Raw genomic sequence first — 23,489 nt, 5'->3', positions numbered from 1 at the left:
GAGTCCATAACCAAGAAACCAACGATAAGCCACATTGGTTTCAATCTCCTTAATGGTTTGCCTCATGGATCGAATGCCAAATAAATATTGGATCAACGCCATTTAGGAGCTTGATAATCCATTAGAATTCCTCCTCATTTTTAATCTTGACAAGCACCTGGTTGCCAACAACGTGGGCTTTGATGTAGCTATAGGATGGCTGTTTTTGTTTTTTCCACGACTCCCACCAGCTGATCAAGATGTTTGTATGCCTTTCGTCTGTTGCGAGCCATTGACGATCTCTTAGGGAGATCAATGCAAACCCTTCTTGACTGCTATAACCGATGAAACTTCCGTGCTCCGGATGGCCAGCTGTTGTCAGACCGTTAGGGGCAACCGCGAGTAAGTACGGTCGAAGGTCATTGCCAACCTCCGGGAAATGGGGAGCCGTTGGATTCACATTGAGAAAGCGATTGACCCAATTTGAATCAAAGGTTTTTTTCATCCATGATGAACTAACCCACCACGGATGCTCTCCTTCTCCTACCCATTCTGCGTGAATCCATGGACCAAAAAACTTCTCCGGCGTTTGATCCGTCATCGCAATGTAAGAGCCTTGGGTAACATCACCTCCTTTGAGTTCACCATTCATTTTTATCAGTCGAACCACGACATTGCTGTCAGCAATAGGCAGTACTCGAAAAGGGGAAACGATCCAACCTCCTTCTTTCAACTGTTGTTTCCAGGCATTTGGTATATGATCGGGGGTTGTCCAAGCAACAATCCGATCATACGGGGCAGCATCTTCCCAACCTTTTCGCCCATCCTGTGTTTCGAATTGCACATGATGCAAATTTCGCTCTTCAAACATTTGACGTGCACGAGTGGTGAGTTCCGGTTCAATGTCAACTGAAACAACCTTGCCGTTAGGACCAACAAGAGAGGCTAACAGAGCCGTACTATAACCTGATCCTGTGCCGATCTCCAACACTCGTTGCCCTTCTTGCACATCTAACAATTCAAGGCTTGCACGGATTCCGGCATCAGATGTGATCTGAGGAATAAGACTCCCGTCCGCCTTGTAAACAAACTCTTCCCGGTTTACGCGATGAAACGCTTCCGCAATTGTAGTCATTTCGCTCCTCCTCCGTTTTAGATCCACTCGAATCACACCGAAAAAATATCGTAGGAAAACCAGTGACGATTTGTGTATCCTCTAATCCTTTGACATTAATTAAGTGTTTGAGCGGAATCAGAAAGGTTTTATCCTTTTCCGCCAACTTAATGGACACCAGTTTACAATCGGGGACTGTCGGGCCATATTTTTTGATTTTTTCGATAAAATCAGAAAAATTACTAATACCAAAAAAGTTTACCGCCTGGTGGATAAGATTCCCTCAAGTGAAGACGTGTATTTCAAAGGTAAAGTGCCTCCTTGTTTTTATTTTTGGCATTAACGATTTATTGAACTGCCTTTTCCTTAGTTGGGTTTTCGAACTGTTCTGTGTACAATTGATGATAAAAAGATTTTTTTTGCATTAACTCATCGTGCATACCGATTTCGTCAATTTTCCCATCTCTCACAACAATAATTCGATCTGCGTTTCGAATGGTAGCATGTCGGTGTGCCATAACAATTAGTGTCTTATCTTCAAAAAGCGACTCCAGCTGATCTTGGAGAAATGTAATGCTACCCTCGTAATGCGACAAAATCAAGCAATTTGAGTGGAGAGATCTCCAGAATAAGCTTCCATAGGGGTCAAGTATCCGAGTGCAGAATGCACTCGTTCATAGTTGTAAAAACAGATATATCGATCAAGAGAAGCTTTTGCTTCTTGTAACGAACGGTATTCATTAGGCCATACCTCTTCTTCTTTGAGAGTTCGGTACCAGCGTTCCATTTTGCCATTGCTTTGAGGATGGCGGTAAGAAGTACGAATAGGAGTAATTTCAAGCGTTTTTAAGGTTTGAACAAAATCTCTGCTGGTAAATTGGCTACCATTGTCTTGAACCAGCTTCAGTCCACTGCCACGTACTCCATTAGGAAATGCATGATTTACTGCTTTTTCAAGCACACGAATTCCTTCATCATCTCGGCAGAACCGATTCAGCTCCCAGGCTACGATTCGACGATCATAGGCATCAATAATGCTAAACAAGTAAGCCCAACCCTCATCCGTCCAAATTTTTGTCATATCAATATGCAAAACCTGGTTCGAGCAAGACAGCGTCATATCCCACGTCTGACGAGTCCGTTTCGCTTCATATCGTTTGACGGATTGGAGCAAACCTTCGGCTTTCATGACACGGTATACGGTTTTAAGATTTACCCGAACACCCTCTCGACACAATAAAGCCCAGATTCGTCGGTAGCCATAAGTCGGATACTTTTCACATAGGGATCGAACGTGTTTCCGAATTTCTCTTTGGCGGAAACAGAGTCGAGTACGAGTAGACTCAGTAAGCCGGGTTCGGCGGCGATAAAAAGTGCTTTTATGAATTCCAGCGAGACGGCATACAGTTTCCACCGGAAACTGGGCTTCTTCTACCAATTGCAACTACCACGCTTTGGGTGTTAAAGATCGAGCGTTTTTTTTAATTGAGCCAGCTTGACTGTTAATTTACCAATAAGTAGCTCATATTCTGCTGTTTTCGCTTGCAATTGCTCACGCTCTTTGTCAAGAGACTGTTTTCCTGCCAACCCTTCCAATCCTCGTTGAATAAAAGTGTCTTTCCAACGGTAATAGAGGGTTTGGCTGATATTGTGCTGACGGCATAATTCAGCGATTGAAACGTCCCCCTTCAACCCAGCTAAGACGATATTCATTTTTTCCTCTGGAGTCCATTTGCGACGCTTCATACTGATTTCCTCCTCCAGTTTGATTCTATCAAATTGGAGAACTCTACACAGTAGACCGTCGCATTTTAAAAGGGAGCGCTATAGAAAAGATTCAGTCCTTGCATCTAATGCAGAAGTAGGCTCATCGAGTAAAAGTATTTGCGGATCTCTACCAATGCCCTAGCGATTGCGATTCTTTGTTTCTCCCCACCAGAAAGTTTGACGCCCCTCTCCCCAACCTTCCAAGTATTTTTAATACTTTTTCGTCTATTTCTTGAAGGACAAACGACAATAAGCACTCGTTCTGATTCATCCCATCAGTAAATGATTTTTTCCCTCTTCATTTTTCATTTAGGAACCTCTTCGATCCGGTTCCCTCCATCTCCCATCCATGATATAATTGGGTAAATAATTCTACTTTGTGTGGGCCATTATTTCTGGCTCTTTTTTTCTATCTGAAAAAATATCAAACGATTTACCCTCCAAGATTTTTCTTCCTTCCTCGATTTCTGCATAAATAAGATCCTGCAAAGGCATCCGAATTTCCCCACCATCTTGTGTGCTAAGATGGACAATCTTTATCCGACTTGACGGTTGCAAATCCACTTCACATGTGACACAAATCCCATTTTCATCAGCCATTTCCTGCATGCCTTCTTGGTGAAGTTCAATCTGTGGACGTTGCCTGATGTCCTGCAGAAATGATTTGACCTGGTCGGGTTGTCCCAGTACTTGAAGTTTTATCAATCTTTTAACCCCCTCTTATTAAAAATGTGATCACTTGACTGTTTGAACAAGAAGGATATACATGATAAGCCTAGTAATATTGTGACCGAGATCATAACAAATTAGAACAACCAAAAGAGTTTAAATATTTGTATAATTGGATATAGAATATTCATACCAATAGGTTGATTGTGAGGTTGTAAAGGTAGAAAATACAATTATGGGGTAACTATTCGTGATTGTGAGGTTGTAAAGATATGAAATACCATTATGGGATAACTATTCGTGAAGCTAGGGAAAAGTTAAATATGACGCAGGCGCAGTTAGCTGAGAAGTGGCCCCAAGCAGGTGGGGGAACCGGCGTTAGTGTGAATTACGTCTCTGATGTGGAACGTGGCAAAAAGCATATCACTGATCCACAAACGCTTCGACGTTTATGTAATATTTTACAGATTCCACTCTGGAAAGTAGGACTTTCTGATTACGACCCATTTAATCCAAGTACTTTTTGTGGAACTTTTATGTATGACGAGACATTGAACACAGCCGAAAGTTTGATAAAGCGGACATGGAATCTTCGTCGTGTTATGTCTTTGCCGTATGTTGAAGAGGCTGTCAATGATCTGAATCGGCTTTTTGATTATTTACGAACGAATACACCGCCTCCTGTACGTCTGGATGAGCGTTTTCAAATTCTCTACGCCCAAGTTCTGCGTCTCAATGCTGTAATCGACGTTGAAAATCAGCGATATGAGGAGGCTCTAAACAAATTTCGCAAGATGCATGAGATTGCGAAAGCAATTGATCATCCGGCTACTCTCGCTATGAGTTATCTTAATATAGGCACTGAACTAGAGCGAATGGGAAAAAAAGAGGAAGCTATTGAGTACCTCGAGTTGGCTAGAGATGAATCGTTTCGGGCATCGAAACATGTCATAGTAGTAACCAACGCCTACCTCGCAAGAGTGTATGCAAGTGCTAGGCAGAAAGTGAAGTTTAAGAGAGCCATAGAAGCCGCATTACGCACTGCAAGAAGTATCGAAAACTATAGTTATGGTGATGGAACAGATTTTGTGTTCCACTCTTTAAGTGGTGTTCTGGCAGAAAAGAGCTATGGTTATCTGGAGATTGGAGAGCCAGAGGAGACCTTAGCAATGAAAGAGGAAATCAAGAGCCAGATCGCCTTGGAAGCTAATATCTGGTTGGATGCGTGGATTCCGCTAGATTGGGCGAGAGCACATCTAATGTTAGGTGAGGTCGACAAGTGTGTACAAGCAGGCGAGGAATTCTATCAGAAGGCCAAATTGTTGAAATCTCCTCATGCGAAGAGCCGTGCCTATCGACTATTAAACACGATTGAAGCAACGGGTTATAGTGATGTTCAGTCTGTAAAAGATTTCCGCCATATGCTTGATAATGACGAAGATAGGAACGGGCTAAAAGAGCTAGATGCTCACTATCCCACCTAAGTAAGATCGTAAAGATGAAAAACTTGTTCAAAAAATAGGAGGAAGCTCTATCACTTCGAGCTAACGATGTCGCTCCTACGCTATTTATTGTCGAAAGTAAAACACTCAGATTACACGACTGTTTTGTACCTATAGTACAAACTTATGACCTCTCATCCCGTTTATGGAGGCGGCGGACTGCCATTTTGGATGGTATCCGCTTCATCGAGATTAATCAAAATCCGTGAAATCTTAGGACCCCTCTCCAATCTACTAAATTTATTTACCGCAAATACCCATTTTATTACTAATATAATTTATTTTATTTTTGTCTAAATAGGTAATATTCCATATTCAAAAACTATAGTGCTTCATTTTAAAAAACGATCGTTTACTGTGTAAAATTCTCCAAATTGATAGAATCAAAGAGGAAATCAGTCGTCTTAGCGAGGTTAAAAAGGAACATTTAAATCGCTGAATTATGCCGCCAGCACAACATCAGCCAAACCCTCTATTACCGTTAAACAATGCTTTTCTTAAGAAAATACCTATTGTAGTGCAAAGTTGGGAAACGGGGAAAAGGGACTCGCACTCCCCTTTCCCCATAACGAAAACCCCTGCCTTCTTGCAAATGCGGCAGGGTCACATGCAGACTATATCTTTAATTCGCCCAATCTTACCAACTCCACTACGGCTTGGGATCGTCCTTTCACATTTAACTTTTGCATGACGTTACTGATGCGTACCTTTTGCAAACTTTGGGACAGCTTAAAGTGGATATGGACAAAATATGGACTTGCATTAATCCAGAATGTCGAGATTATCTTATCCTCTCATGGACAGGGTTGTCCGATCATTCATTGCTTTTTGTTCGTCGAATTAATCAAGGTAAGTTAGTTACTTTATTTCCTTCAAATAGCTGAGCAAATTTTCCACAATTTTTATTGCCTTTTCTCTTTCCTCCTCTGATCTTTATCGTAACATTTACACATATCTAACAGAGGATCTTTATTATGTTGTTACAAGTTGGTCCCCCCTAAATCTGAGCCCTTTTGCATATTATTTAAATTGTACCTAAAATTCATCATCGACAGCTCTTCCGGTTAATCCAATTGTGATTGGATTCCCACCAAAAATCTAATTCCCCCATTCTTGGTACATACTTTCTATACCAACTTACTAGTTTTTTGTTAGTTCAGTTTGACCAGAGAGAAATTTGACCAAAGTAATGCAGATCACATCGGCCCATGTTTTTTGGCCTACCAATCCTATTCCCTATACTTTAACAGCGTTTTTCGATCGATCTTTCGGTATAGAGTACTGCGAGATATACCCAAAATCTGCGCTGCCCGTCGCACATTTCCATTCACTTTACGCAGTGTCTCTTCAATTATGTCCTTTTCTGCTTTTTTGAGCTTATGAGAAGAACTATCTGTTAAGTGGTCGACTGAGGGATTGAAAGACAGTCTCTCAGTCCGAATCTCCTCCGGAAGATGTTCCTGTGTAATGAAGAGATTGGATCCGGAAAGGTAAAAAGCTCTTTGTACGACATTGCGCAATTCCCTAATATTCCCGGGCCATGGGTATCGGTAGAACGCCTCAAAAATGGAAGCATCAAAGCTCTTTTTCTGGTGGTTCGGTTGGGTATGATTCAGTTGCTCTAAAAAATAATTCGCTAATAACGGGATATCCCCCTGCCTTTCTCGCAACGCGGGAAAGTGAATCGTTATTACATTTAACCGGTAATACAGATCGCAGCGAAAAGCCCCGTTATATGTAATTTCATGTTTTAGATTCTTGTTTGTCGCGGCGATCACTCTTGTATCGACGGGGATCATCTTAGTGCCGCCTACGCGTGTAATGGCTTTATCCTCCAACACGCGCAACAAGGTTGCCTGTAATTCCAACGGCATCTCTCCGATCTCATCCAAAAAGAGGGTTCCACCGTTTGCAGCCTCAAAAGCACCGATTTTTCCTCCTTTCTTCGCCCCCGTAAAAGCACCTTCCTCATAACCGAACAATTCGCTGGCAATTAACTCTTTTGAGAGAGTAGCACAGTTAACGACGATAAATGGCTGTTTTTTACGGGAACTGTTTTCGTGAATCACTTTTGCAAAAACATCTTTTCCCGTGCCGCTCTCTCCAAGCAATAGGACATTCTCATTTGTCTTTGCTGCGATTTTGGCGATTTCCAACTGTTCCAAAAAGCGTGGATCCTTCCCGATGATTCTTTCTGAAAATTGCGTAGAGGAAACTGGCTTTGTTTCGGTCGATTGCTTCTTTTGTTTTAAAACGATAATGCTTCCAATATGAGTAGAATCTCGGTAAATACTGTGTGTCAGGTAAAAAAGATCCGGCTCCCCGGGCAAAGGTTGTTCTTTTTTCGGCAATTCTCTAAAGGAGAAAATGGTTTCAATAAGACGATACCAAGGGTAACCCTTATGACCGACCAACTCCTGAGCGGCCGCATTCATGTACAGAACATCTCCTTGTGCTGATAAAACGACAACACCATCGGGAAATCTGTTGGAGACAAGGTCAATCACCTGCCTCTGCAATACATCCCGGTCGTCTCTGACCTCGGCAAAAGAGATGTACCAAGGATCAGGCCGAATCGGTTTATCGGATGAACAGATGATCTCAAACAGATTGTTCTCTTGAACGCGCCCGATCCGAGGCCACTGCCAGAGATGTTGGTTTGTTGGATCGAAGAAAACAGTGCCTTGTGGAGCTTCAAACTTTTGCTTCAATAAAAATTTTTTTAGGTCCGGTTTTTCTTTACACTCGCTTAACGCCTTCGCCAATAAGAAGATCGCAGTGTATGTGAATTCCATGTTTGCGCTGATTGCTTCATTTCGTCCGTATTTACGACGATATAAGCTTACGAAACGCTGGTTTTCTTCACTTTTAATAGATGAGAAGTAGGGAAATGTGGAATAATGGCCAAATCCATACTCCCCGCCCATCGCTTGAATATCCAGTTCCGTCGTAACACTGCTGACAATGGGGAGCTCTGCCGAATCAAAGCCAAGTTTCCGATATTGGCGGTAAAAGGGGACGATGCTTGAGCCAACAATAGTGGAGAAAATAAAGTTCGGCTTGGTCTGCTTAATAGTCTTAAGCGCTTTGGTCATTTCGTAACTTCCGAGAGGGAGAAAGAGTTCTCCTACAACTTCTCCCCCATATCGCTTGATCAACGGTTTTAATTGTCGATGGGTCTCTCTCGGATAAATATAGTCGGAACCGATTAGGAAAACACGGCTTCCCAAGTGTTCCAACAACCACGGAACATGGTAAAGAACCTGTTGGTTTATCGTCGGTCCGCAATAAAAGACATTTGGATGGGATTCAAGTCCTTCAACCTGTGTTGGATATAGAAGGGGGAGGTCGTACCTTTCCAAAATGGGCAGGATCGCTTTGCGGCAGGCTGAGGTATACGTACCGACCAAAGCTCGAACACCCTGTTTAGCCAGCTTTTCTGCCATTTTTGCCGCAGTGAACGGGTCTGATTGGATATCTTCAACTACCGGAATCAACTTTACTCCTAGGTACTCTTTTGACTGGTTGATCAACTCGATGGTCATCAATGCTGTCTGATATTGTCCCTTTTCGACAAGCGCCGTAGTTCCACTCAGCGAAAAAAGGATTCCGATACGGTACTCGTATTCCTTTTTAATATGAAACCACTCCCGAAACTATATTTATCAGACATCTACATGTATTATTTTAAATCATAATTACACGAATTTTGAACATTATTTTTGGTTTATTGATAGTTATCTGGTAAGCAACTTTGTCGACGGGCTTTGGGAGAGGCGACTTTTCATTATAATAATAAAATTGGCACATTTCTTGCATATTATTAATTGCGAAAACTAAAGGGGAGGGACAAGCAATGAAACCACCTTCGGCCGAAGAGGAGAGGAGTCCACTATTTTACCCTTTAGTGTGCACAATTCTTCCATCACGCCAATAGGAGGGGCATACAAATGAACGGTATCCACGATGTTGGAGGTATGGATGGATTTGGAAAAATTATGTATGTAAAAGAAAAAGACGACCCTTACTTCACTTATGATTGGGAAAGGCTTGCTTTCGGGCTTGTGGCTAGTTGCATGGCACAAGGATTAGGAATGAAGGCCTTTGATGAATTCAGGATTGGCATTGAACTAATGCGTCCAGTGGACTATCTGACGTCATCATATTATGGCCACTGGATTGCAACCGTCGCATACAACTTAGTAGAAACAGGGGTATTGGGCGCCGAAGAACTCGAAGCTCGAACACAAGCTTTCATGAAGGAACCGGATAAAAAAATACCACGCCGGGAGGATCCAGAATTAGTAAAGCTTGTAGAAAAAGCCCTGCTAGAAGGATTGTCTCCGCTCCGCGAAATATCGTCTCCTCCCCGGTTCGAGGTGGGAGACAGAATAAAGACAAGGAACATTCACCCAACTGGTCATACAAGATTCCCCCGTTACACCCGTGACAAGTATGGTGTCATCGATGAGGTGTATGGGGCCCATGTTTTCCCTGATGATGCGGCTCATAGGAGAGGCGAAAACCCGCAATATCTCTATCGCGTACGTTTTGAGGCCGAAGAATTATGGGGAGTAAAACAGAAAGATGCAGTTTATGTCGATCTTTGGGAAAGTTATTTGGAACCTATTTCAAACTAATCATTTATAAAGGAGGAGTTTATTATGGCTGATAATCACAAAGTAGATCCCCGATTCCCACATCACCATCCACATCCGCAATCGTTTTGGGGAGCACGGGCAAAAGCTATTGAATCACTTCTTATCGAGAAAGGACTCCTTTCCTCTGACGCGATCGATAGGGTTGTACAACACTATGAACATGAGCTTGGTCCCATGAACGGAGCCAAGGTCGTCGCTAAGGCCTGGACAGATCCCGTTTTCAAACAAAGATTGCTAGAGGATCCAGAGACTGTATTAAAAGAACTCGGATATTATGGTCTGCAGGGAGAACATATCCGGGTAGTGGAAAATACGGATACTGTACACAATGTAGTAGTCTGTACCCTATGTTCATGCTATCCTTGGCCCTTGCTTGGTTTACCGCCTTCATGGTACAAAGAACCGGCCTACCGGGCTCGGGTTGTCAAAGAGCCAAGAGAGGTACTACGAGAATTCGGTTTGGACTTGCCTGATACAGTAGAAGTCCGGGTATGGGACAGTAGTTCAGAACTACGATTTATGGTATTACCGCAAAGACCTGAGGGTACTGAAGGAATGACGGAGGAAGAACTTGCAAAACTCGTTACTCGAGATTCCATGATTGGTGTTGCCAAAGTACAGCCGCCTACGGCCACTGTGTGATAGGAGGTAACCATGAAAAATAATTGTGAGAGCAATTCTGTTGATTCTATGCTTGCGTATATGCCCGAAGAAGTCGCACCACCCAGAAAAAACGGAGAATTAGAATTCCAAGAGCCTTGGGAAAGCCGAGCTTTTGGTATGGCTCTTGCTCTGTATGAGGAAAAGCGTTATACCTCATGGGAGGATTTCCGAACCCGATTGATCCAGGAGATCGGTGTATGGGAGACCACTAAACAAAAGGATAAACATGCCTGGAATTACTATGAGCATTGGCTAAAAGCCTTGGAGCGACTCGTGGTAGAAACAGGAATCTTAGACAAGCGCGACATCGATACCCGTGCTAACGAATTTTTCACTGGGGAACGAGATGAGGTTTTCTATTAACAAAAAGATATCTAAATTTCAAAAAATTAAAATTACAATTCTATATATATCGTAATTAGATAAATCAACCGTTCATTTATGGGACAACATTGCGTTGTCCCATTTCTAAGCAGCACACATACACCTGTTCCTATATAAACATCATGCATGAGTGCTATATGTTCCTCCTCTTAGAAAGCAGACGTTTTGAGAGCACTTGTATTTCATCCCTTCCCTAGACTTAAAAAAATGACGTACAGCGATTTCCTGTGGAATACGTATTGATGCATTCACTGCAGGTGTCAGTATCCTACTTGTCCATCGTTTACCATGCTATTTACTTTAACCCTCGCAGCACCCAAACAAGCCTAAAAACTATCAATCCCATTAAATTAAAAGGAGTGTTTGAAATGAGGCATGGAGATATTTCAAGCAGTTTTGATACTGTGGGAGTGGCAGTCGTCAACTACAAAATGCCGCGTTTGCATACTAGAGAGGAAGTTTTGGAGAACGCCAGAAATATTGCGAACATGGTTGTCGGTATGAAGCAGGGGCTACCAGGGATGGATTTGGTCATTTTTCCAGAATACAGCACCCATGGAATCATGTATGACCCTAAAGAAATGTATGAAACCGCCTCAACCATACCGGGTGAAGAAACTGAAATCTTTGCTGAAGCTTGCCGGAAGGCTAATACATGGGGAGTGTTTTCTCTCACAGGAGAACAGCATGAAGATCATCCGAACAAAGCACCTTACAACACTCTGATTTTAATGAACAATAAGGGCGAGATTGTCCAAAAATATAGAAAGATTATACCTTGGGTGCCGGTTGAGGGATGGTATCCGGGCGGCAAAACCTTTGTCTGTGACGGACCGAAAGGTCTGAAAGTGAGCCTAATTATTTGTGACGACGGAAACTATCCGGAAATTTGGCGGGACTGCGCAATGAAAGGCGCTGAATTGATCGTTCGTTGCCAAGGCTACATGTATCCGGCTAAAGAACAGCAAATTATCATGGCAAAAGCAATGGCTTGGGCGAACAATTCGTATGTTGCAGTTGCGAACGCGACCGGTTTTGACGGTGTGTATTCCTACTTCGGACATTCTGCGATCATTGGATTCGATGGACGGACACTCGGGGAGTGCGGCACGGAAGAAAACGGCATTCAATATGCGGAGATTTCTGTCTCGCAAATCCGCGATTTCCGCCGGAATTCGCAATCGCAAAACCACCTCTTCAAGCTTCTGCACAGAGGTTATACCGGCTTGATCAATTCGGGCGAAGGAGACAGAGGTATAGCAGAATGTCCGTTCGATTTCTACCGCACCTGGGTATTAGATGCGGAAAAGGCTCGTGAAAACGTTGAAAAAATCACCCGGTCTACAGTCGGAACAGCCGAGTGTCCGATTGAAGGAATTCCGAATGAAGGCAAAGTGAGGGAGGCAGGTAAATAAAACCAGTCTATTAAGGAAGGAGTCAGGGCTTGGCAAGAGTCTTGCTCCTTCTTTCTCCAAGAGAGAGCAGGGAGGAGAAGCATCATGCCATTTATTAATGACAAGCTGAAATATTATGCGGACGAACGCAACCGAAAAGAGATAGAGGAGAAACAAAAAGTGCCAGATGTGACAGACTCACCTGCAGATCAACCAATCCGGAAAATTCAGACCCGGTACCGGTTTGATGTTGAAGAGGTAATGAAGAGGCTACGGAAGAGAATTTTGGGGCAGGAACATGTACTGAAAAACATCGAAAACATGTTGAAAATTGTGTGGGCTGACATAACCGATTCGGACAAACCTCTGCATATCGGGTTGTTTTTGGGGCCTACCGGCGTCGGAAAAACGGAAATTGTCCGCGTTCTGGCAGAAGCGATACATGGCAACCGGGAATCTTTTTGCCGAGTAGATATGAATACTTTGTCTCTCGATCATTATGCCGCGGCGCTGACAGGTGCTCCTCCCGGATATGTTGGGAGTCGGGAAGGTTCGACCATCCTTGATAAGGAGAAAATCGAAGGATCTTACAGCAGGCCGGGGATTATATTATTCGATGAAATTGAAAAGGCGAGTCCCCAGGTGATCCAAACGCTATTGAACGTGTTCGACAACGGCGTCATGACGATCGCGTCGGGTGAAGAGACGATTGATTTCCGCAACACTCTGATCTTTATGACCAGCAACCTGGGAACGAAAGAAATCCAAAGTTTTGCTGATAACAAATTTGCTTTTCTGGCCAAGCAGGCGATTTATTTCTTCAATCCGGGAAATTGGGGAAAGCGGGGTCGCGAAACGGTTCTCGATCATCTAATCAAAAGAAGACTTGAAAGCAGTTTTCAACCCGAATTTATCAATCGAATCGACGACATTATCACCTTTAATTGGCTGGAACGACAGACATTGTTTGAAATCATTGATTTGTTGACGGAGCAGATAAACCGGAAACTGCTAAGATACGGCTGTCAGCTGGAACTCGATGTTTCCGCGAAAGAATTTTTGGTTGAAAAAGGGTTTGACAAAAAGTATGGAGCACGTACTTTAAAGAGAGCGGTGCGCAAATATGTACAGGTACCGCTGGCTGAATTATTGATAAAACAAACGGCGCGGGAAGGGGTGAGTTACATAGCACAGAGGTCGATTGCCGGCATCGAAATAAAAATCATGCACACAATATGAACCAACATGTTTAATAAGGATTCCGACACATCGCTATCAAACTAAGAAATGAAAATAGATAGATAGGGTCTGTGTAGCAATTATAAAAACTCGGAATAAGCAGTAGCGGATTTAGTAAATAAAAGACTCATGTTATATCAAAAACCTACTAAAGATCATGTTTTGTAAAAACGAAGCAATTTTGAGGAGGGAGTTTAATATGGAAATTGTTTCACTCATTCTTTTCGTGTTTGTCTTAGGACTGCGTCATGGATTGGATGCCGACCATTTAGCCTGTATTGATGGGTTAGTTCGTTATAATTGGCGTATGAAAAGTAAGGTTACACGTTGGGTAGGTACGCTGTTTTCGTTTGGACATGGAATGGTGGTAGCAAGTGTGGCTGTCATTCTCTCAACATTTAGTAGAAATTTCAAGTTCCCCGATTACTTTGATACCCTCGTAACATGGGTATCTGTCATATCCCTATTCCTCATCGGTACATTGAATATCATGAACCTTCTTAATAAAAAAAATACAGAAACTGAATTTAAGATTGGTGGAATCAAAGGGAAATTCATTCCACGGATCGCTCGAGAAACTACTAATCCTATTCATATCGTTTTAATTGGGAGCATATTTGCACTTGCAGCAGATACAGTAAGCCAAACTTCTGTTTGGGCCATTGCAGCTAGTAATTCAAATAGATTAATGCCCGTGATTTTGGGACTGACTTTTATGATCGGGATGATGCTTACAGATACCATCGATTCATTTGTCGCCTTTCGAATGCTTGATCGATCCGGCAAACTGGGGAGATCTGCATCAAGAATCATGGGATGGATCATTGTAGCTTTGGCCTACGGAGTCGCATTTTATGAAGCATTAACATTTTTCATCCCATCGTTTGAACTTGATTTCGAAATCGTAGGCGTTATCATCTTTGTGTTTATTATTTTGTGTTACACTTTTGTGCGATTTCGATCTAAATCAAAAATCAATATACAGATGGATGATGTATAAGGAACCTGTTCCGATGTTATTCCTTTTTTAACAAGCGACCGCTTCCTTAAAAGCTAAAGATCCAGTTTAACATACTCATACGGAAGGAGAATTAAAGTGACTACATGGGATTTGTCCGAGACTCAACATCATATTTTGATTTGCAATGGAGGAAGTTGTATCAAGAAGGGTGGGAATGAAGTCGTTGAGGCGATCCGGGCCGAAATTAAGGCATGTAACTTGGATCACAGGATTCACACCACAAGGACCCGATGCAATGGACGCTGCCAAGATGCTTGCGTTGTAATTGTATATCCGGAGGGGACGTGGTTTAAGGACATTACTCCCTCGCTTGGAAGGAAAATAATTCGAGACTATTTGCTCCGCCTTTACCCCATGGATAAAAGCGTTAGCCATACGTATCAAAACCAACGATTTGTACGTTCTTCCGGTGTGCCGAGAGGGATCGCCAAGGGGACGGAGCAAAAAGAATCGTTTTTCAGTCCTGATCTTAAGAAGTAAGTAAATGACATCTTATTTGTTTGGTGCAAATAAACCATAAACATCGACATTTTGGATAATGTTATATTGGGGGGTACATTCTTCATCCATAAACAAAAAAGAGATCCTCTTTCTCTTTGGCCCTTGTAAAATTTAGAGGGGCTCATTTTGTTTATGGAAAAAACGCTGTTTTCCAACTGGGCAAAAGGCACCAAAAGGGTAACCAGAGAGTGAGGCTGTTGACCTTCTTTTGTCAACAGCCTCAAAGATTCCTTCAGCTGAAGGAATCTTTTTTAGCAATCAATTTTTACTTCTTTACAATCTTTCTGATATCCCCATAGTAAAGGTGGTAAGTTTTCTTTATGCCACCTCGACGGTACTTTTTCGCTCCCGACTCATAGTTGGCATACAATTGATTTCCAACTTGGACAATTTCCTCGGTCATCGAGTACATCTTCAACGATTTCACTTTGTTCGTTGTACCGAGTCCCTTATAGACATCCAAGGTACTGTTTTTCTTTCGACCAAAGGACCGGCTGTAGAGAATATAACCACGGTTGTTTACATCTTTTCCGTAGAACTCTACACCTTGCACATTGGATGGCGTTTTATAGGAGACATATTTTGAAGACATATTCTCTTTGGAATCCAAGTTATGGCAATACAAGCTACCTGCTTTCTTTTCTACGAATTTACCGATACATAGTTGTTTCGTAGTTTTTTTCTGCTTTACCTTGTACTTAAAATGATAAGTAACATAAGAAACACCATGTTTCAGATTATATATTTTTTTGGGATAAATCGGTTGATCATCTTTTTTATTGACCAGTTGATATAGGGGATACTGTAGTAGATAATTCTTGCCACTAGTGGTAGATGCAACCCATAGATAATGAGGAGTTACTGTAATTCCACCCACATGCCCTGTATGTTTTTTGCCTTTTTTCTCATACAAATAAACGTTTTTCACAAATTTCCCGGATTTTCTGTCTACGACGGATATCGTGCTAGGATGCCTCTGTGAGCCTTTTCCTTCATCCCAGTAATTAGAAATTAAAAGCCAATTCTTAGATTTTAGGTAGCTAAGTCCTTGTGGGATCCATCCATGATTTTTGACTCCAGGAATGGTAGGCCCCACTTTAAACAGCTTTGACTGTTCTGGCATGTCCTCTGACGGCGTTGGACTTGGGCCTGGTGATGGCTTTGGTGTTGGGCTTGCCTCCGCAGCTAAAGGTGCTCCCACGAGGCTCACTATACACATAAAAGCAACTATGATCGACCATTTCTTACAATTCATTAGCAAACCTCCATGATAAATGATATGGCATGGCATCTCTTAATCAAATGCCATTGTGAACTACATCGCCAATGAATTGGCGAGCTTTTCGCTTCATCTGGCGTGGTAACCCACATCCATCCACGAAGGGACGTTCCATGCCTAGTTATGTTGTTATTTTCTGAGTTTCAGCTCAAATAGTAGTTTCAAGTGTTTCGCACTTTGAAGCGTTTAGCAAGTTTTTCTTGAGGTTTGGTTTCTTAGCGTACAAATTCACTCAAATGATACGGTGACAAGAGAGATCATCTTATTGACATTTATTCGAAAGCATGGTCGATCTATTCATAATTTAGAGAATAATCGGATCTTTCCTAGGCGCATTCATACCGTGGAGCCGTGACTTCCTGCACCTTCCACAGTTTTCCTCTGTTTTCCTTATTTAGTCTGTCTTTCAATGGTACGCTTTAACGCATTCATATAACCCATATGCACACCTTCGTGAGTATTATTGAAACTAAATACTGCGCCAATCGTTTCGATTTTAAAGCCATTTGGAAGTTGGATTGGTTTCTCCAACATCTCTTCTAACCGATCGGAGAATGCATCTTTGATTTGTGCCGTTTGTTCCTGCAACCGAGAAGTTAATGTTTCCAGAGAGGGGACTTCTCCTGCCCAGTCTGCCGGTTTGGTTCCAGCCCAGAACAGCTCTTTAAACCGAAAAACGTATCGGCGACCGTTAAGATATGCCCGACATTCCAGCGAATCGTATTGTTGAAACCCTGAGGCATTTGATCCGCTACGTTTTCGGAGGTTGCCTCCAAAAATTGCTGTAAACGCCCTCGTAATATCTCAAATTGAGCAATTAAAAAATGACTCATTTTCATCCTACCTATGAAAGTTGTCTCATTATCATCTTATACAACTCTAAATTATGCAACAAATAAATGGGAATAGAAGTTGAAAAGTTGATAAAAAAAGTTGGTTCTGGCAAAGCTCTGCTTCGTGGGTGCTATCTGCCTAAGAGAGGTACCGCCAGCATTAAGGTTGAGCGTGGCCACTCTTTTATCCCTTTTACAGCAATGAACGCTCCCAATAGCGACTCGGTGATCGCTCCCCGTCGAATCCGGCAAATGATCGCCGCATAAGTTCTTAGGCTTTGTAGTTTACTTGACAGGGTAAGACCACCCATTCGACTCATTTTCTTTGTAATGTCCAATAACCAAGGGGATTGTAAAAAAGGTCATCCTTCTCATATAGATCACAAGCCTTCTCACCGATTTGATATAACGGCGTATCAGGACCGAGGCTAAATGTCTCACCAACTTGTAATCCGGGAAAAAGCACCGAAATGCAAAATACACGGCTATCCGGATTGAAGAACTGTACGCAAAGAGAAAGCGTCTGGAATCGATAGGGATTAGCAATGATGAGCAGTTACGTGCTGCGTTGCTGGAGTTTATCCGCTCAAAGATCAGAATCTCGCTACTTTCCTGTCGTATAAGTATAAGGAGTACATTCTTCCTGATCCTTCCGGTCCCATCATTCCCTTTGGCAAGTATGCTCATTTGATGAAAAAAAGCCGTGCTCCAAGAAGATAAATTTCTCTCTTGGACAAACGGCTTAATGCTATCCTCACAATGCACGTGTATCAAGCTACTTGAGTGAGGAGTCCTCCTGAAGATTCTCATTGGAGTTAAGTATCCGTATAGAAAATGCACACGTTCACGATTGTTGAAACAGAGACAGTAAGTATCGGGATTCCCAGGGGGTTGATCTGGAGCAGTAAACAGGACTCGAACCATCCCCCTTTATTACGAGTATATGGCGGCTCATGAGAGCAAGCTTTCCACTCAACTTTTTTTACTCTCTTGATCTTAGACAATTAGAACAATCAACGATAACTTTACAGTATTTTTTTCGGATCTCCCAGCAATTGAACGAGCGTCTGAAGAAATCTTGCTGCTGGAGCTCCATCCAGAATTCGGTGGTCAAATGTTAGACTAAGCGGTAATCTCTCCCGTTGTTCAAGTTTTTCATCTGCAAACACAATTTGTTTTTCAATTTGCCCGACCCCTAATATACCCGCCTCAGGAGGGTTAATAATTGGAGTAAAGAATTGAATGCCATAAGATCCTAAGTTGGTGACAGTAAACGTACTTCCTGACAATTCACTGCTTGACAGCTTTCCCAGACGCGCCTTTTGCACAACTTGACTCACAGCTTCGTGAAGTTCGAACAATGTCAATCGCTCAGCATGTTGAATCGACGGAACCAACAGTCCATCCTCCGTGTCAACGGCTACTCCCAAATGAACATAATCAAATTGTCGGATCCCGTTCTCTTCCCAAACAGCATTGATGTACGTATGTTCCATTAAAGCTAAGACCACCGCACGCAGAATCCAAGTGTTCCAACTTACTTCAGGCGCTAACTGCTTTCTCTGTTTTGATAAAGCGGTAACATCAGCCCATGCGTTTTCTGTTAACTGAGCAGAGTGTTGCAGACTTTTCATCATTCTTTTCGCAATCGTTCGCCGAAAAGCTGTCAGTTCCACAGTTTGTTCGTTTAGTTTGAATTGTTTCAGGGCATTTTGGACATCACTTTCAGTTATACGACCGCTGGGGCCAGTTCCAGTAATGACAGAGAGATCGACACCCAGTTCCCTCGCAAGGCGCCGCACTCGTGGAGAGGCCTTCACAGAGAGTGGCTCCGCCTGTTGGTTTGAAATAGCTTTCTGTTGTTTTTCGTTAGCGGCACTCATTACTTGTTGCACATTCCGGCTATCCTCTTCCATCTGTTCAATCACTGCCAAAACCTCTCCAACTGCAGCCACTTCGCCACGCTTCACAAAAATTTGAGTAATACGCCCACTTGCCGGTGCCTCTACCTCAAACACAGCCTTTTCAGTTTGAACTTCAACCAGTACCTCTCCTTGCTCAACCCGATCTCCTACTGACCTGTGCCAAAAAACAACCAAGCTTTCCATTACATCTTCAGTTGTTTCTGGCAACCTCACTTCTATCTGTTCGGACAATTGAGCTACCTCCTAATCGTTCTGTTTATTCTTTCAATAGATCGACTACTGCTTCATAAATGGCTTGTGGACCTGGGATCACAAACTTTTCAAGAGGTCGGCTATAGGGGATCGGCACATCGGGAACTGCCAAACGGCGGATCGGAGCCTCCAATTCATATAACGCCTCTTCTGCTACAACGGCCGCCACCTCGGCTGTCATTCCGTATGAGCGATAGTCCTCGTCGACAACCACTAAACGGTGTGTCTTTTTTACTGATTGGATAATTGTATCTTTATCTAACGGAACGAGTGACCGCAAATCAATGACTTCCGCTTGAATTCCCTGTTCCGCCAATCTCTCTGCTGCCTCGAGCGCATAATGTGTCATCATTTGAATCCCGACAATGGTGACATCTGCTCCTTCTCGCACCACATTCGCTTTTCCAAGGGGTAGGGTGTATGCTTCCTCAGGAACATGGCCGATCGAAGCATCGATTGGATCCATCCATCCCAAACCTTGCAAAGATTTATGAAACATAAAGACCACCGGATTGTCATCGCGAATCGCGGAGATCATCATACCTTTCAAATCATACGGAGTAGAAGGCGCTACCACTTTCATGCCGGGCAAATGGGCAAATGACGCATACAAAGTTTGCGAATGTTGCGCTGCATCGTTATAACCCCCGCCTACTGCGGTGATCAGGACCATCGGAAGTTTAACGTTACCGCCAGACATGTATGGAATCTTTGCCATATGATTATAGATTTGATCCATACATACTCCATGAAAATCAACGAACATCAATTCCGCAATCGGACGCATTCCTTCAGCGGCAGCCCCAATTGCCGCCCCTATGAAAGCGGTTTCTGAAATAGGTGTATCAAGTACTCTCTCCGCTCCAAATTTTTTGAAGAGCCCTTCAGTCGACCCGAATATACCGCCGTAAATTCCCACATCCTCACCAAGCACAAATACATTTGGATCCCGTTCCATTTCCAATGCAATCGCTTCTGCCATTGCCTTATTTCCAGTTAACAGGCGTTTTGTCGTCTCCATAGGCATTCAATTCTCCTTTTTAAATAAGTTTTATTAACCGTTAAGCGTCTACGAACACGTCTTCCAAAGCAGCTTCCGGTTTTGGATAAGCACTTTTTTTGGCAAATTCATATGCCCTATCTACATCTTGACGGGCACGGTTTTCCATTTGTGCAATTTCTGCTGAGGAAACGAGATTTTCCTTAAGCAACAGCTCCTTTAAACGTTGAATCGGATCATTCTGACGAAGGCTGGGAACCTCATTTGGATCACGATATAGTTCCGGATCTCCTTGGAAATGGCCTAAGAAACGATAAGTCTCAATCTCAATAATAGTTGGTCCTTCTCCCCTGCGCGCGCGCTCTACAGCCTCGCCAGAAACCCGGCACATTTCAATTGGATCATTATCTTTCACATAAAAACCTGGAACTCCGTAGGCCGCCCCTCGTTTATCATTCGATTGAATCGCGGTTGAAGCTGCTTTTGGTACAGAAATACCATAAGAATTATCCTCAATTACGACAATTACAGGTAATTTCCACAGAGCCGCCAGATTGAGAGACTCGTGAAAAGCGCCGGCATTCGCTGCCCCCTCACCAATAAAGGCAACTGCCACCCAGTCTTTTCTCTTCATTTTGGCAGCTAAGGCTGCACCTACTGCATGTGGAATTCCTGCAGCTACGATTCCACCGCAGGAAAATTTAACTTTGGGATCAAACAAGTGCATATGGCCGCCTTTTCCTTTTCCCAAACCAGTTTCTTTGCCGAAAATTTCAGCAGTCATCCGATCAAGGTCAACACCTTTGGCGATCGCATGGTGATGGGGTCGATGTGGCGCTGTAACAGTATCCATTTCATGCAGATGAGCACAAATCCCAACTGCGGCAGGTTCTTGTCCGGCCGCCAGATGCATTTCTCCTGGAACTGGTCCGGCTCCGATGTTAAAGACAGGATGTTTCCCTTCCATGTAAACCTTCACCATTGTTTCTTCGTAATAGCGAATTTTGAACATTGTTTCATACATCCATTTCAATTTTTCCGCAGGGACTGACATTTTTTCTCCTCCTTGTTTGTTGGTTTTGTTCTCTACATTGCTGATTCCATTACTGGACAATAACCAAGGTTATGTCCAAATTTCCCCTTACTATTTGATCTTTTCATCGCTTTAATATTAAAGCAAAAATCATGCCAATATTCTGATAGACTAAAAATTGGGCTTTTCACAAAAAAAATGTCCCATTTCGGGACATATGTATGAAAGCTAAATTGGCAAATATGTCCCAAAACGGGACACTAGATGTGACATACTTACCTTAGATTATATTTCTCCAGATTATATTTCTCCAATTGTCTATATAAGGTGCTGCGAGAAATCCCAAGCAGACGGGCAGCTTGTTTGAAGTTACCGTTACTTTCCCGAATCGACTGGATCAATGCTTGTTTTTTTATTTCTTCTTTAAGCGGAAGGCCGTCATCCTCTTTAATAGGTATATGTTCGGTTTTTAGTTCGATTGGTAAAAACTCGGGAAGCAACTCATCACCGGTAGATCTAATGATGGTTCTTTCCAAAACATTTTGTAACTCTCTAACATTTCCCGGCCAGTCGTATTCCGTTAATAAATCCATTAATCTCGGTGAAATTCTTTTAATTTGTTTACCCAGCCTGTGATTTAATTTTTTTGTAAAATTGCTAACCAGTAGCGGGATGTCTTCTTTGCGATTTCGCAAACTTGGGATTTTGATGGGTATTACATTCAAACGGTAAAATAAGTCTTTGCGGAAACTCCCTTTTTTTACTTCTCTTTCGAGGTTTTTATTCGTAGCCGCGATAATACGAACATCAACCGGAATCACTTTATGTCCGCCAATTCGTACAACTTCTTTGTCCTGCAATACCCGCAGCAGAAGTACTTGCATTTCGAGTGACATTTCCCCAATTTCATCGAGAAATAATGTTCCCCCATCAGCCAATTCAAACTTACCGGCACTCCCTCCTTTTCTTGCTCCTGTAAACGCCCCTTCAACATAGCCAAATAATTCACTGCCTAACAAATCTCGGGGTATTGCTCCACAATTAATGGCAATAAACGGCCCTTTCCTTCGATCACTTTCATTATGGATGGCTTGGGCGAACAAATCCTTTCCTGTTCCGCTTTCCCCCATTAACAATACGGATGAATTGGAACAGGCAGCCAATTTTGCTTCTTTGATGCATTCTAAAAATGTAAGACTATTCCCGATAATGTCCGCAAACGTAACCTTCGCTTGACTTCCGGTCAGATTATGAATGAACTGTCGGACTTTCTTGATCTCTTTTAACATGATTAAAGACCCCATCAACTTCCCGACAGAACTGATTATAGGTTTCACATTCAGTAGAACATGAACAATTTCCCCACTGAAATTCACTTTTAAACTTATTTCCTTGTCCACTATTTCCGTTTGTGCAACTGCTATTTTCTTCATGATCTCATTACCAAAAACTTGATTGAGTTTGTGGCCAATGATTTGTTGTTCATCTATTTTAATCATTTTTAGTAGTATTTCATTTGTCTTAATGATGCTTCCTTCTTGTGTAACTATTAAAACCCCTTCCGTCAATGTATTGATCGTTGCCTCCAAATAGCTTTGCATAATCTCATTCTTTTTAGACTTTTCAATTAATTTAAGCTGGTTTTCAATTGCTTCGACTGCTGACACCACCATCCCTAATGTATGGGGATGTACTTTTTCAAAGGGGCCTGACATGTTTAGTACACCAATAATTTTTCCTTCTGGATCATGAATCGGTGAGGCGGAACAAGTCCATGATTGGCATATCTTAGAGAAGTGCTCTGCGGCGTAAATTTGGATTGGTTGATCCAGTTTAATACAAGTGCCAATAGCATTTGTTCCCATCGCTTCTTCGCTCCAATTGGCACCTTCAACAAAATTGATATTTTTCGCTTCAAACAAGGTATCTGGATCTCCAAGCATCTTCAATAACAATCCATTTTCATCGCACAGAATAACGAGGAATCCGGAACCTTGCACCAAGGTATACAGGCTTTGCATTAATGGAAGAGAAATGCGAAGCAAATCGCTTTTGTCTCGCAGACATCTTTCAAGTTGTTTAGGGGAAAGAATTTTCTTACCCTTTTCTTGTTGAGGGTTTACTCCATAAAAGACGGAACGTAACCACGATTGTTTGACCAATTCATCGAGATTAGGATCGATTTGGTTGTAATAAACAAATTTCTCCCAAATGGTCTTCAATCGTTCTTTATCCCGCAATGTCTCACCCCATTTAACTGATATTTCTTTCAT

General features: G+C 42.5%; 20 protein-coding genes and 3 pseudogenes. 8 read left to right on the top strand and 15 right to left on the bottom strand.

Annotated elements, in window-relative coordinates; all coding sequences use genetic code 11:
* From I8U18_RS15055 to I8U18_RS15030, 6 genes and pseudogenes are all read right to left on the bottom strand, one after another.
* A pseudogene (locus I8U18_RS15055) lies at window positions 1-102 on the bottom strand (transposase); the annotation flags it as partial.
* Between the two features lie 19 nt (window positions 103-121).
* Entirely contained in the window at window positions 122-1,141 is a 1,020-nt protein-coding gene (locus I8U18_RS15050) for a protein-L-isoaspartate O-methyltransferase family protein (protein ID WP_370589409.1), read from the bottom strand.
* Between the two features lie 550 nt (window positions 1,142-1,691).
* Window positions 1,692-2,531 (bottom strand): IS3 family transposase, encoded by an 840-nt coding sequence (locus I8U18_RS15045; RefSeq protein ID WP_198064940.1) that lies wholly within the window; start codon window positions 2,529-2,531, stop codon window positions 1,692-1,694.
* Between the two features lie 23 nt (window positions 2,532-2,554).
* Window positions 2,555-2,839 carry a transposase gene (locus I8U18_RS15040; protein ID WP_198064939.1) on the bottom strand — a complete coding sequence of 95 codons (285 nt, stop codon included), beginning with the start codon at window positions 2,837-2,839 and terminating at the stop codon, window positions 2,555-2,557.
* A 90-nt stretch (window positions 2,840-2,929) separates the two neighbouring features.
* Window positions 2,930-3,060 (bottom strand): annotated as a pseudogene (locus I8U18_RS15035) (ATP-binding cassette domain-containing protein); the annotation flags it as partial.
* 172 nt (window positions 3,061-3,232) lie between these two features.
* A complete protein-coding gene (locus I8U18_RS15030; protein WP_198064938.1) occupies window positions 3,233-3,565 on the bottom strand; it encodes a hypothetical protein in 333 nt (110 codons plus the stop codon).
* A 236-nt stretch (window positions 3,566-3,801) separates the two neighbouring features.
* Here I8U18_RS15030 and I8U18_RS15025 point away from each other — a divergent pair, with 236 nt between their 5' ends.
* Window positions 3,802-5,013, top strand: coding sequence for a helix-turn-helix domain-containing protein (locus tag I8U18_RS15025; RefSeq protein ID WP_198064937.1), 1,212 nt, complete (start codon window positions 3,802-3,804; stop codon window positions 5,011-5,013).
* A 632-nt stretch (window positions 5,014-5,645) separates the two neighbouring features.
* On the opposite strand, the pseudogene I8U18_RS15020 reads toward I8U18_RS15025, so the two are convergent.
* Together I8U18_RS15020 and I8U18_RS18280 are read right to left on the bottom strand one after the other, a co-directional pair.
* Window positions 5,646-5,735, bottom strand: a pseudogene (locus I8U18_RS15020) (helix-turn-helix domain-containing protein); the annotation flags it as partial.
* Window positions 5,736-6,260: 525 nt separating this feature from the next.
* Complete coding sequence (locus I8U18_RS18280) at window positions 6,261-8,639, bottom strand: transporter substrate-binding protein (RefSeq protein ID WP_370589411.1); 2,379 nt, start codon at window positions 8,637-8,639, stop codon at window positions 6,261-6,263.
* A 342-nt stretch (window positions 8,640-8,981) separates the two neighbouring features.
* Between I8U18_RS18280 and nthB the strand changes: the two genes are divergently transcribed.
* The 7 genes from nthB to I8U18_RS14980 all read left to right on the top strand — a co-directional run bounded on the left by nthB (window position 8,982) and on the right by I8U18_RS14980 (window position 14,873).
* Window positions 8,982-9,671 (top strand): nitrile hydratase subunit beta, encoded by a 690-nt coding sequence (gene nthB, locus I8U18_RS15010; RefSeq protein WP_198064935.1) that lies wholly within the window; start codon window positions 8,982-8,984, stop codon window positions 9,669-9,671.
* A 24-nt stretch (window positions 9,672-9,695) separates the two neighbouring features.
* On the top strand, window positions 9,696-10,334 hold the full coding sequence (gene nthA, locus I8U18_RS15005) for a nitrile hydratase subunit alpha (RefSeq protein WP_198064934.1): 639 nt from the start codon (window positions 9,696-9,698) through the stop codon (window positions 10,332-10,334).
* Window positions 10,335-10,346: 12 nt separating this feature from the next.
* Window positions 10,347-10,718, top strand: coding sequence for a nitrile hydratase accessory protein (locus tag I8U18_RS15000; protein WP_198064933.1), 372 nt, complete (start codon window positions 10,347-10,349; stop codon window positions 10,716-10,718).
* A 389-nt stretch (window positions 10,719-11,107) separates the two neighbouring features.
* On the top strand, window positions 11,108-12,154 hold the full coding sequence (locus I8U18_RS14995; RefSeq protein ID WP_198064932.1) for an aliphatic amidase: 1,047 nt from the start codon (window positions 11,108-11,110) through the stop codon (window positions 12,152-12,154).
* An 84-nt stretch (window positions 12,155-12,238) separates the two neighbouring features.
* A complete protein-coding gene (locus I8U18_RS14990; RefSeq protein ID WP_198064931.1) occupies window positions 12,239-13,372 on the top strand; it encodes an AAA family ATPase in 1,134 nt (377 codons plus the stop codon).
* Between the two features lie 199 nt (window positions 13,373-13,571).
* Window positions 13,572-14,372, top strand: coding sequence for a HoxN/HupN/NixA family nickel/cobalt transporter (locus tag I8U18_RS14985; RefSeq protein WP_198064930.1), 801 nt, complete (start codon window positions 13,572-13,574; stop codon window positions 14,370-14,372).
* Window positions 14,373-14,468: 96 nt separating this feature from the next.
* Window positions 14,469-14,873: a (2Fe-2S) ferredoxin domain-containing protein gene (locus tag I8U18_RS14980; RefSeq protein ID WP_198064929.1), complete on the top strand. Its 405-nt coding sequence runs from the start codon at window positions 14,469-14,471 to the stop codon at window positions 14,871-14,873.
* Between the two features lie 286 nt (window positions 14,874-15,159).
* On the opposite strand, the gene I8U18_RS14975 is transcribed toward I8U18_RS14980, so the two are convergent.
* The 7 genes from I8U18_RS14975 to I8U18_RS14945 all read right to left on the bottom strand — a co-directional run bounded on the left by I8U18_RS14975 (window position 15,160) and on the right by I8U18_RS14945 (window position 23,489).
* Window positions 15,160-16,149, bottom strand: a complete 990-nt coding sequence (locus I8U18_RS14975) for a hypothetical protein (RefSeq protein WP_198064928.1) — start codon at window positions 16,147-16,149, stop codon at window positions 15,160-15,162.
* A gap of 414 nt (window positions 16,150-16,563) precedes the next feature.
* Complete coding sequence (locus tag I8U18_RS18050; protein WP_255518421.1) at window positions 16,564-16,761, bottom strand: DinB family protein; 198 nt, start codon at window positions 16,759-16,761, stop codon at window positions 16,564-16,566.
* Between the two features lie 8 nt (window positions 16,762-16,769).
* On the bottom strand, window positions 16,770-17,006 hold the full coding sequence (locus I8U18_RS18045) for a DinB family protein (protein ID WP_198064927.1): 237 nt from the start codon (window positions 17,004-17,006) through the stop codon (window positions 16,770-16,772).
* 1,025 nt (window positions 17,007-18,031) lie between these two features.
* Window positions 18,032-19,162, bottom strand: a complete 1,131-nt coding sequence (locus I8U18_RS14960; RefSeq protein ID WP_198064926.1) for a dihydrolipoamide acetyltransferase family protein — start codon at window positions 19,160-19,162, stop codon at window positions 18,032-18,034.
* Between the two features lie 25 nt (window positions 19,163-19,187).
* Window positions 19,188-20,204: an alpha-ketoacid dehydrogenase subunit beta gene (locus I8U18_RS14955; RefSeq protein WP_198064942.1), complete on the bottom strand. Its 1,017-nt coding sequence runs from the start codon at window positions 20,202-20,204 to the stop codon at window positions 19,188-19,190.
* A 40-nt stretch (window positions 20,205-20,244) separates the two neighbouring features.
* Window positions 20,245-21,237: a thiamine pyrophosphate-dependent dehydrogenase E1 component subunit alpha gene (locus I8U18_RS14950; RefSeq protein WP_198064925.1), complete on the bottom strand. Its 993-nt coding sequence runs from the start codon at window positions 21,235-21,237 to the stop codon at window positions 20,245-20,247.
* A 254-nt stretch (window positions 21,238-21,491) separates the two neighbouring features.
* Window positions 21,492-23,489 carry a sigma-54-dependent Fis family transcriptional regulator gene (locus I8U18_RS14945; protein WP_198064924.1) on the bottom strand — a complete coding sequence of 666 codons (1,998 nt, stop codon included), beginning with the start codon at window positions 23,487-23,489 and terminating at the stop codon, window positions 21,492-21,494.

Origin of the sequence: Thermoactinomyces sp. CICC 10522, from assembly GCF_016055075.1 — a bacterium.
Taxonomy (GTDB): Bacteria; Bacillota; Bacilli; order Thermoactinomycetales; family Thermoactinomycetaceae; genus Thermoactinomyces_A; species Thermoactinomyces_A daqus.
The sequence above is the reverse complement of the archived record's forward strand: the minus strand, read 5'-3'. Positions and strand labels throughout refer to the sequence as shown.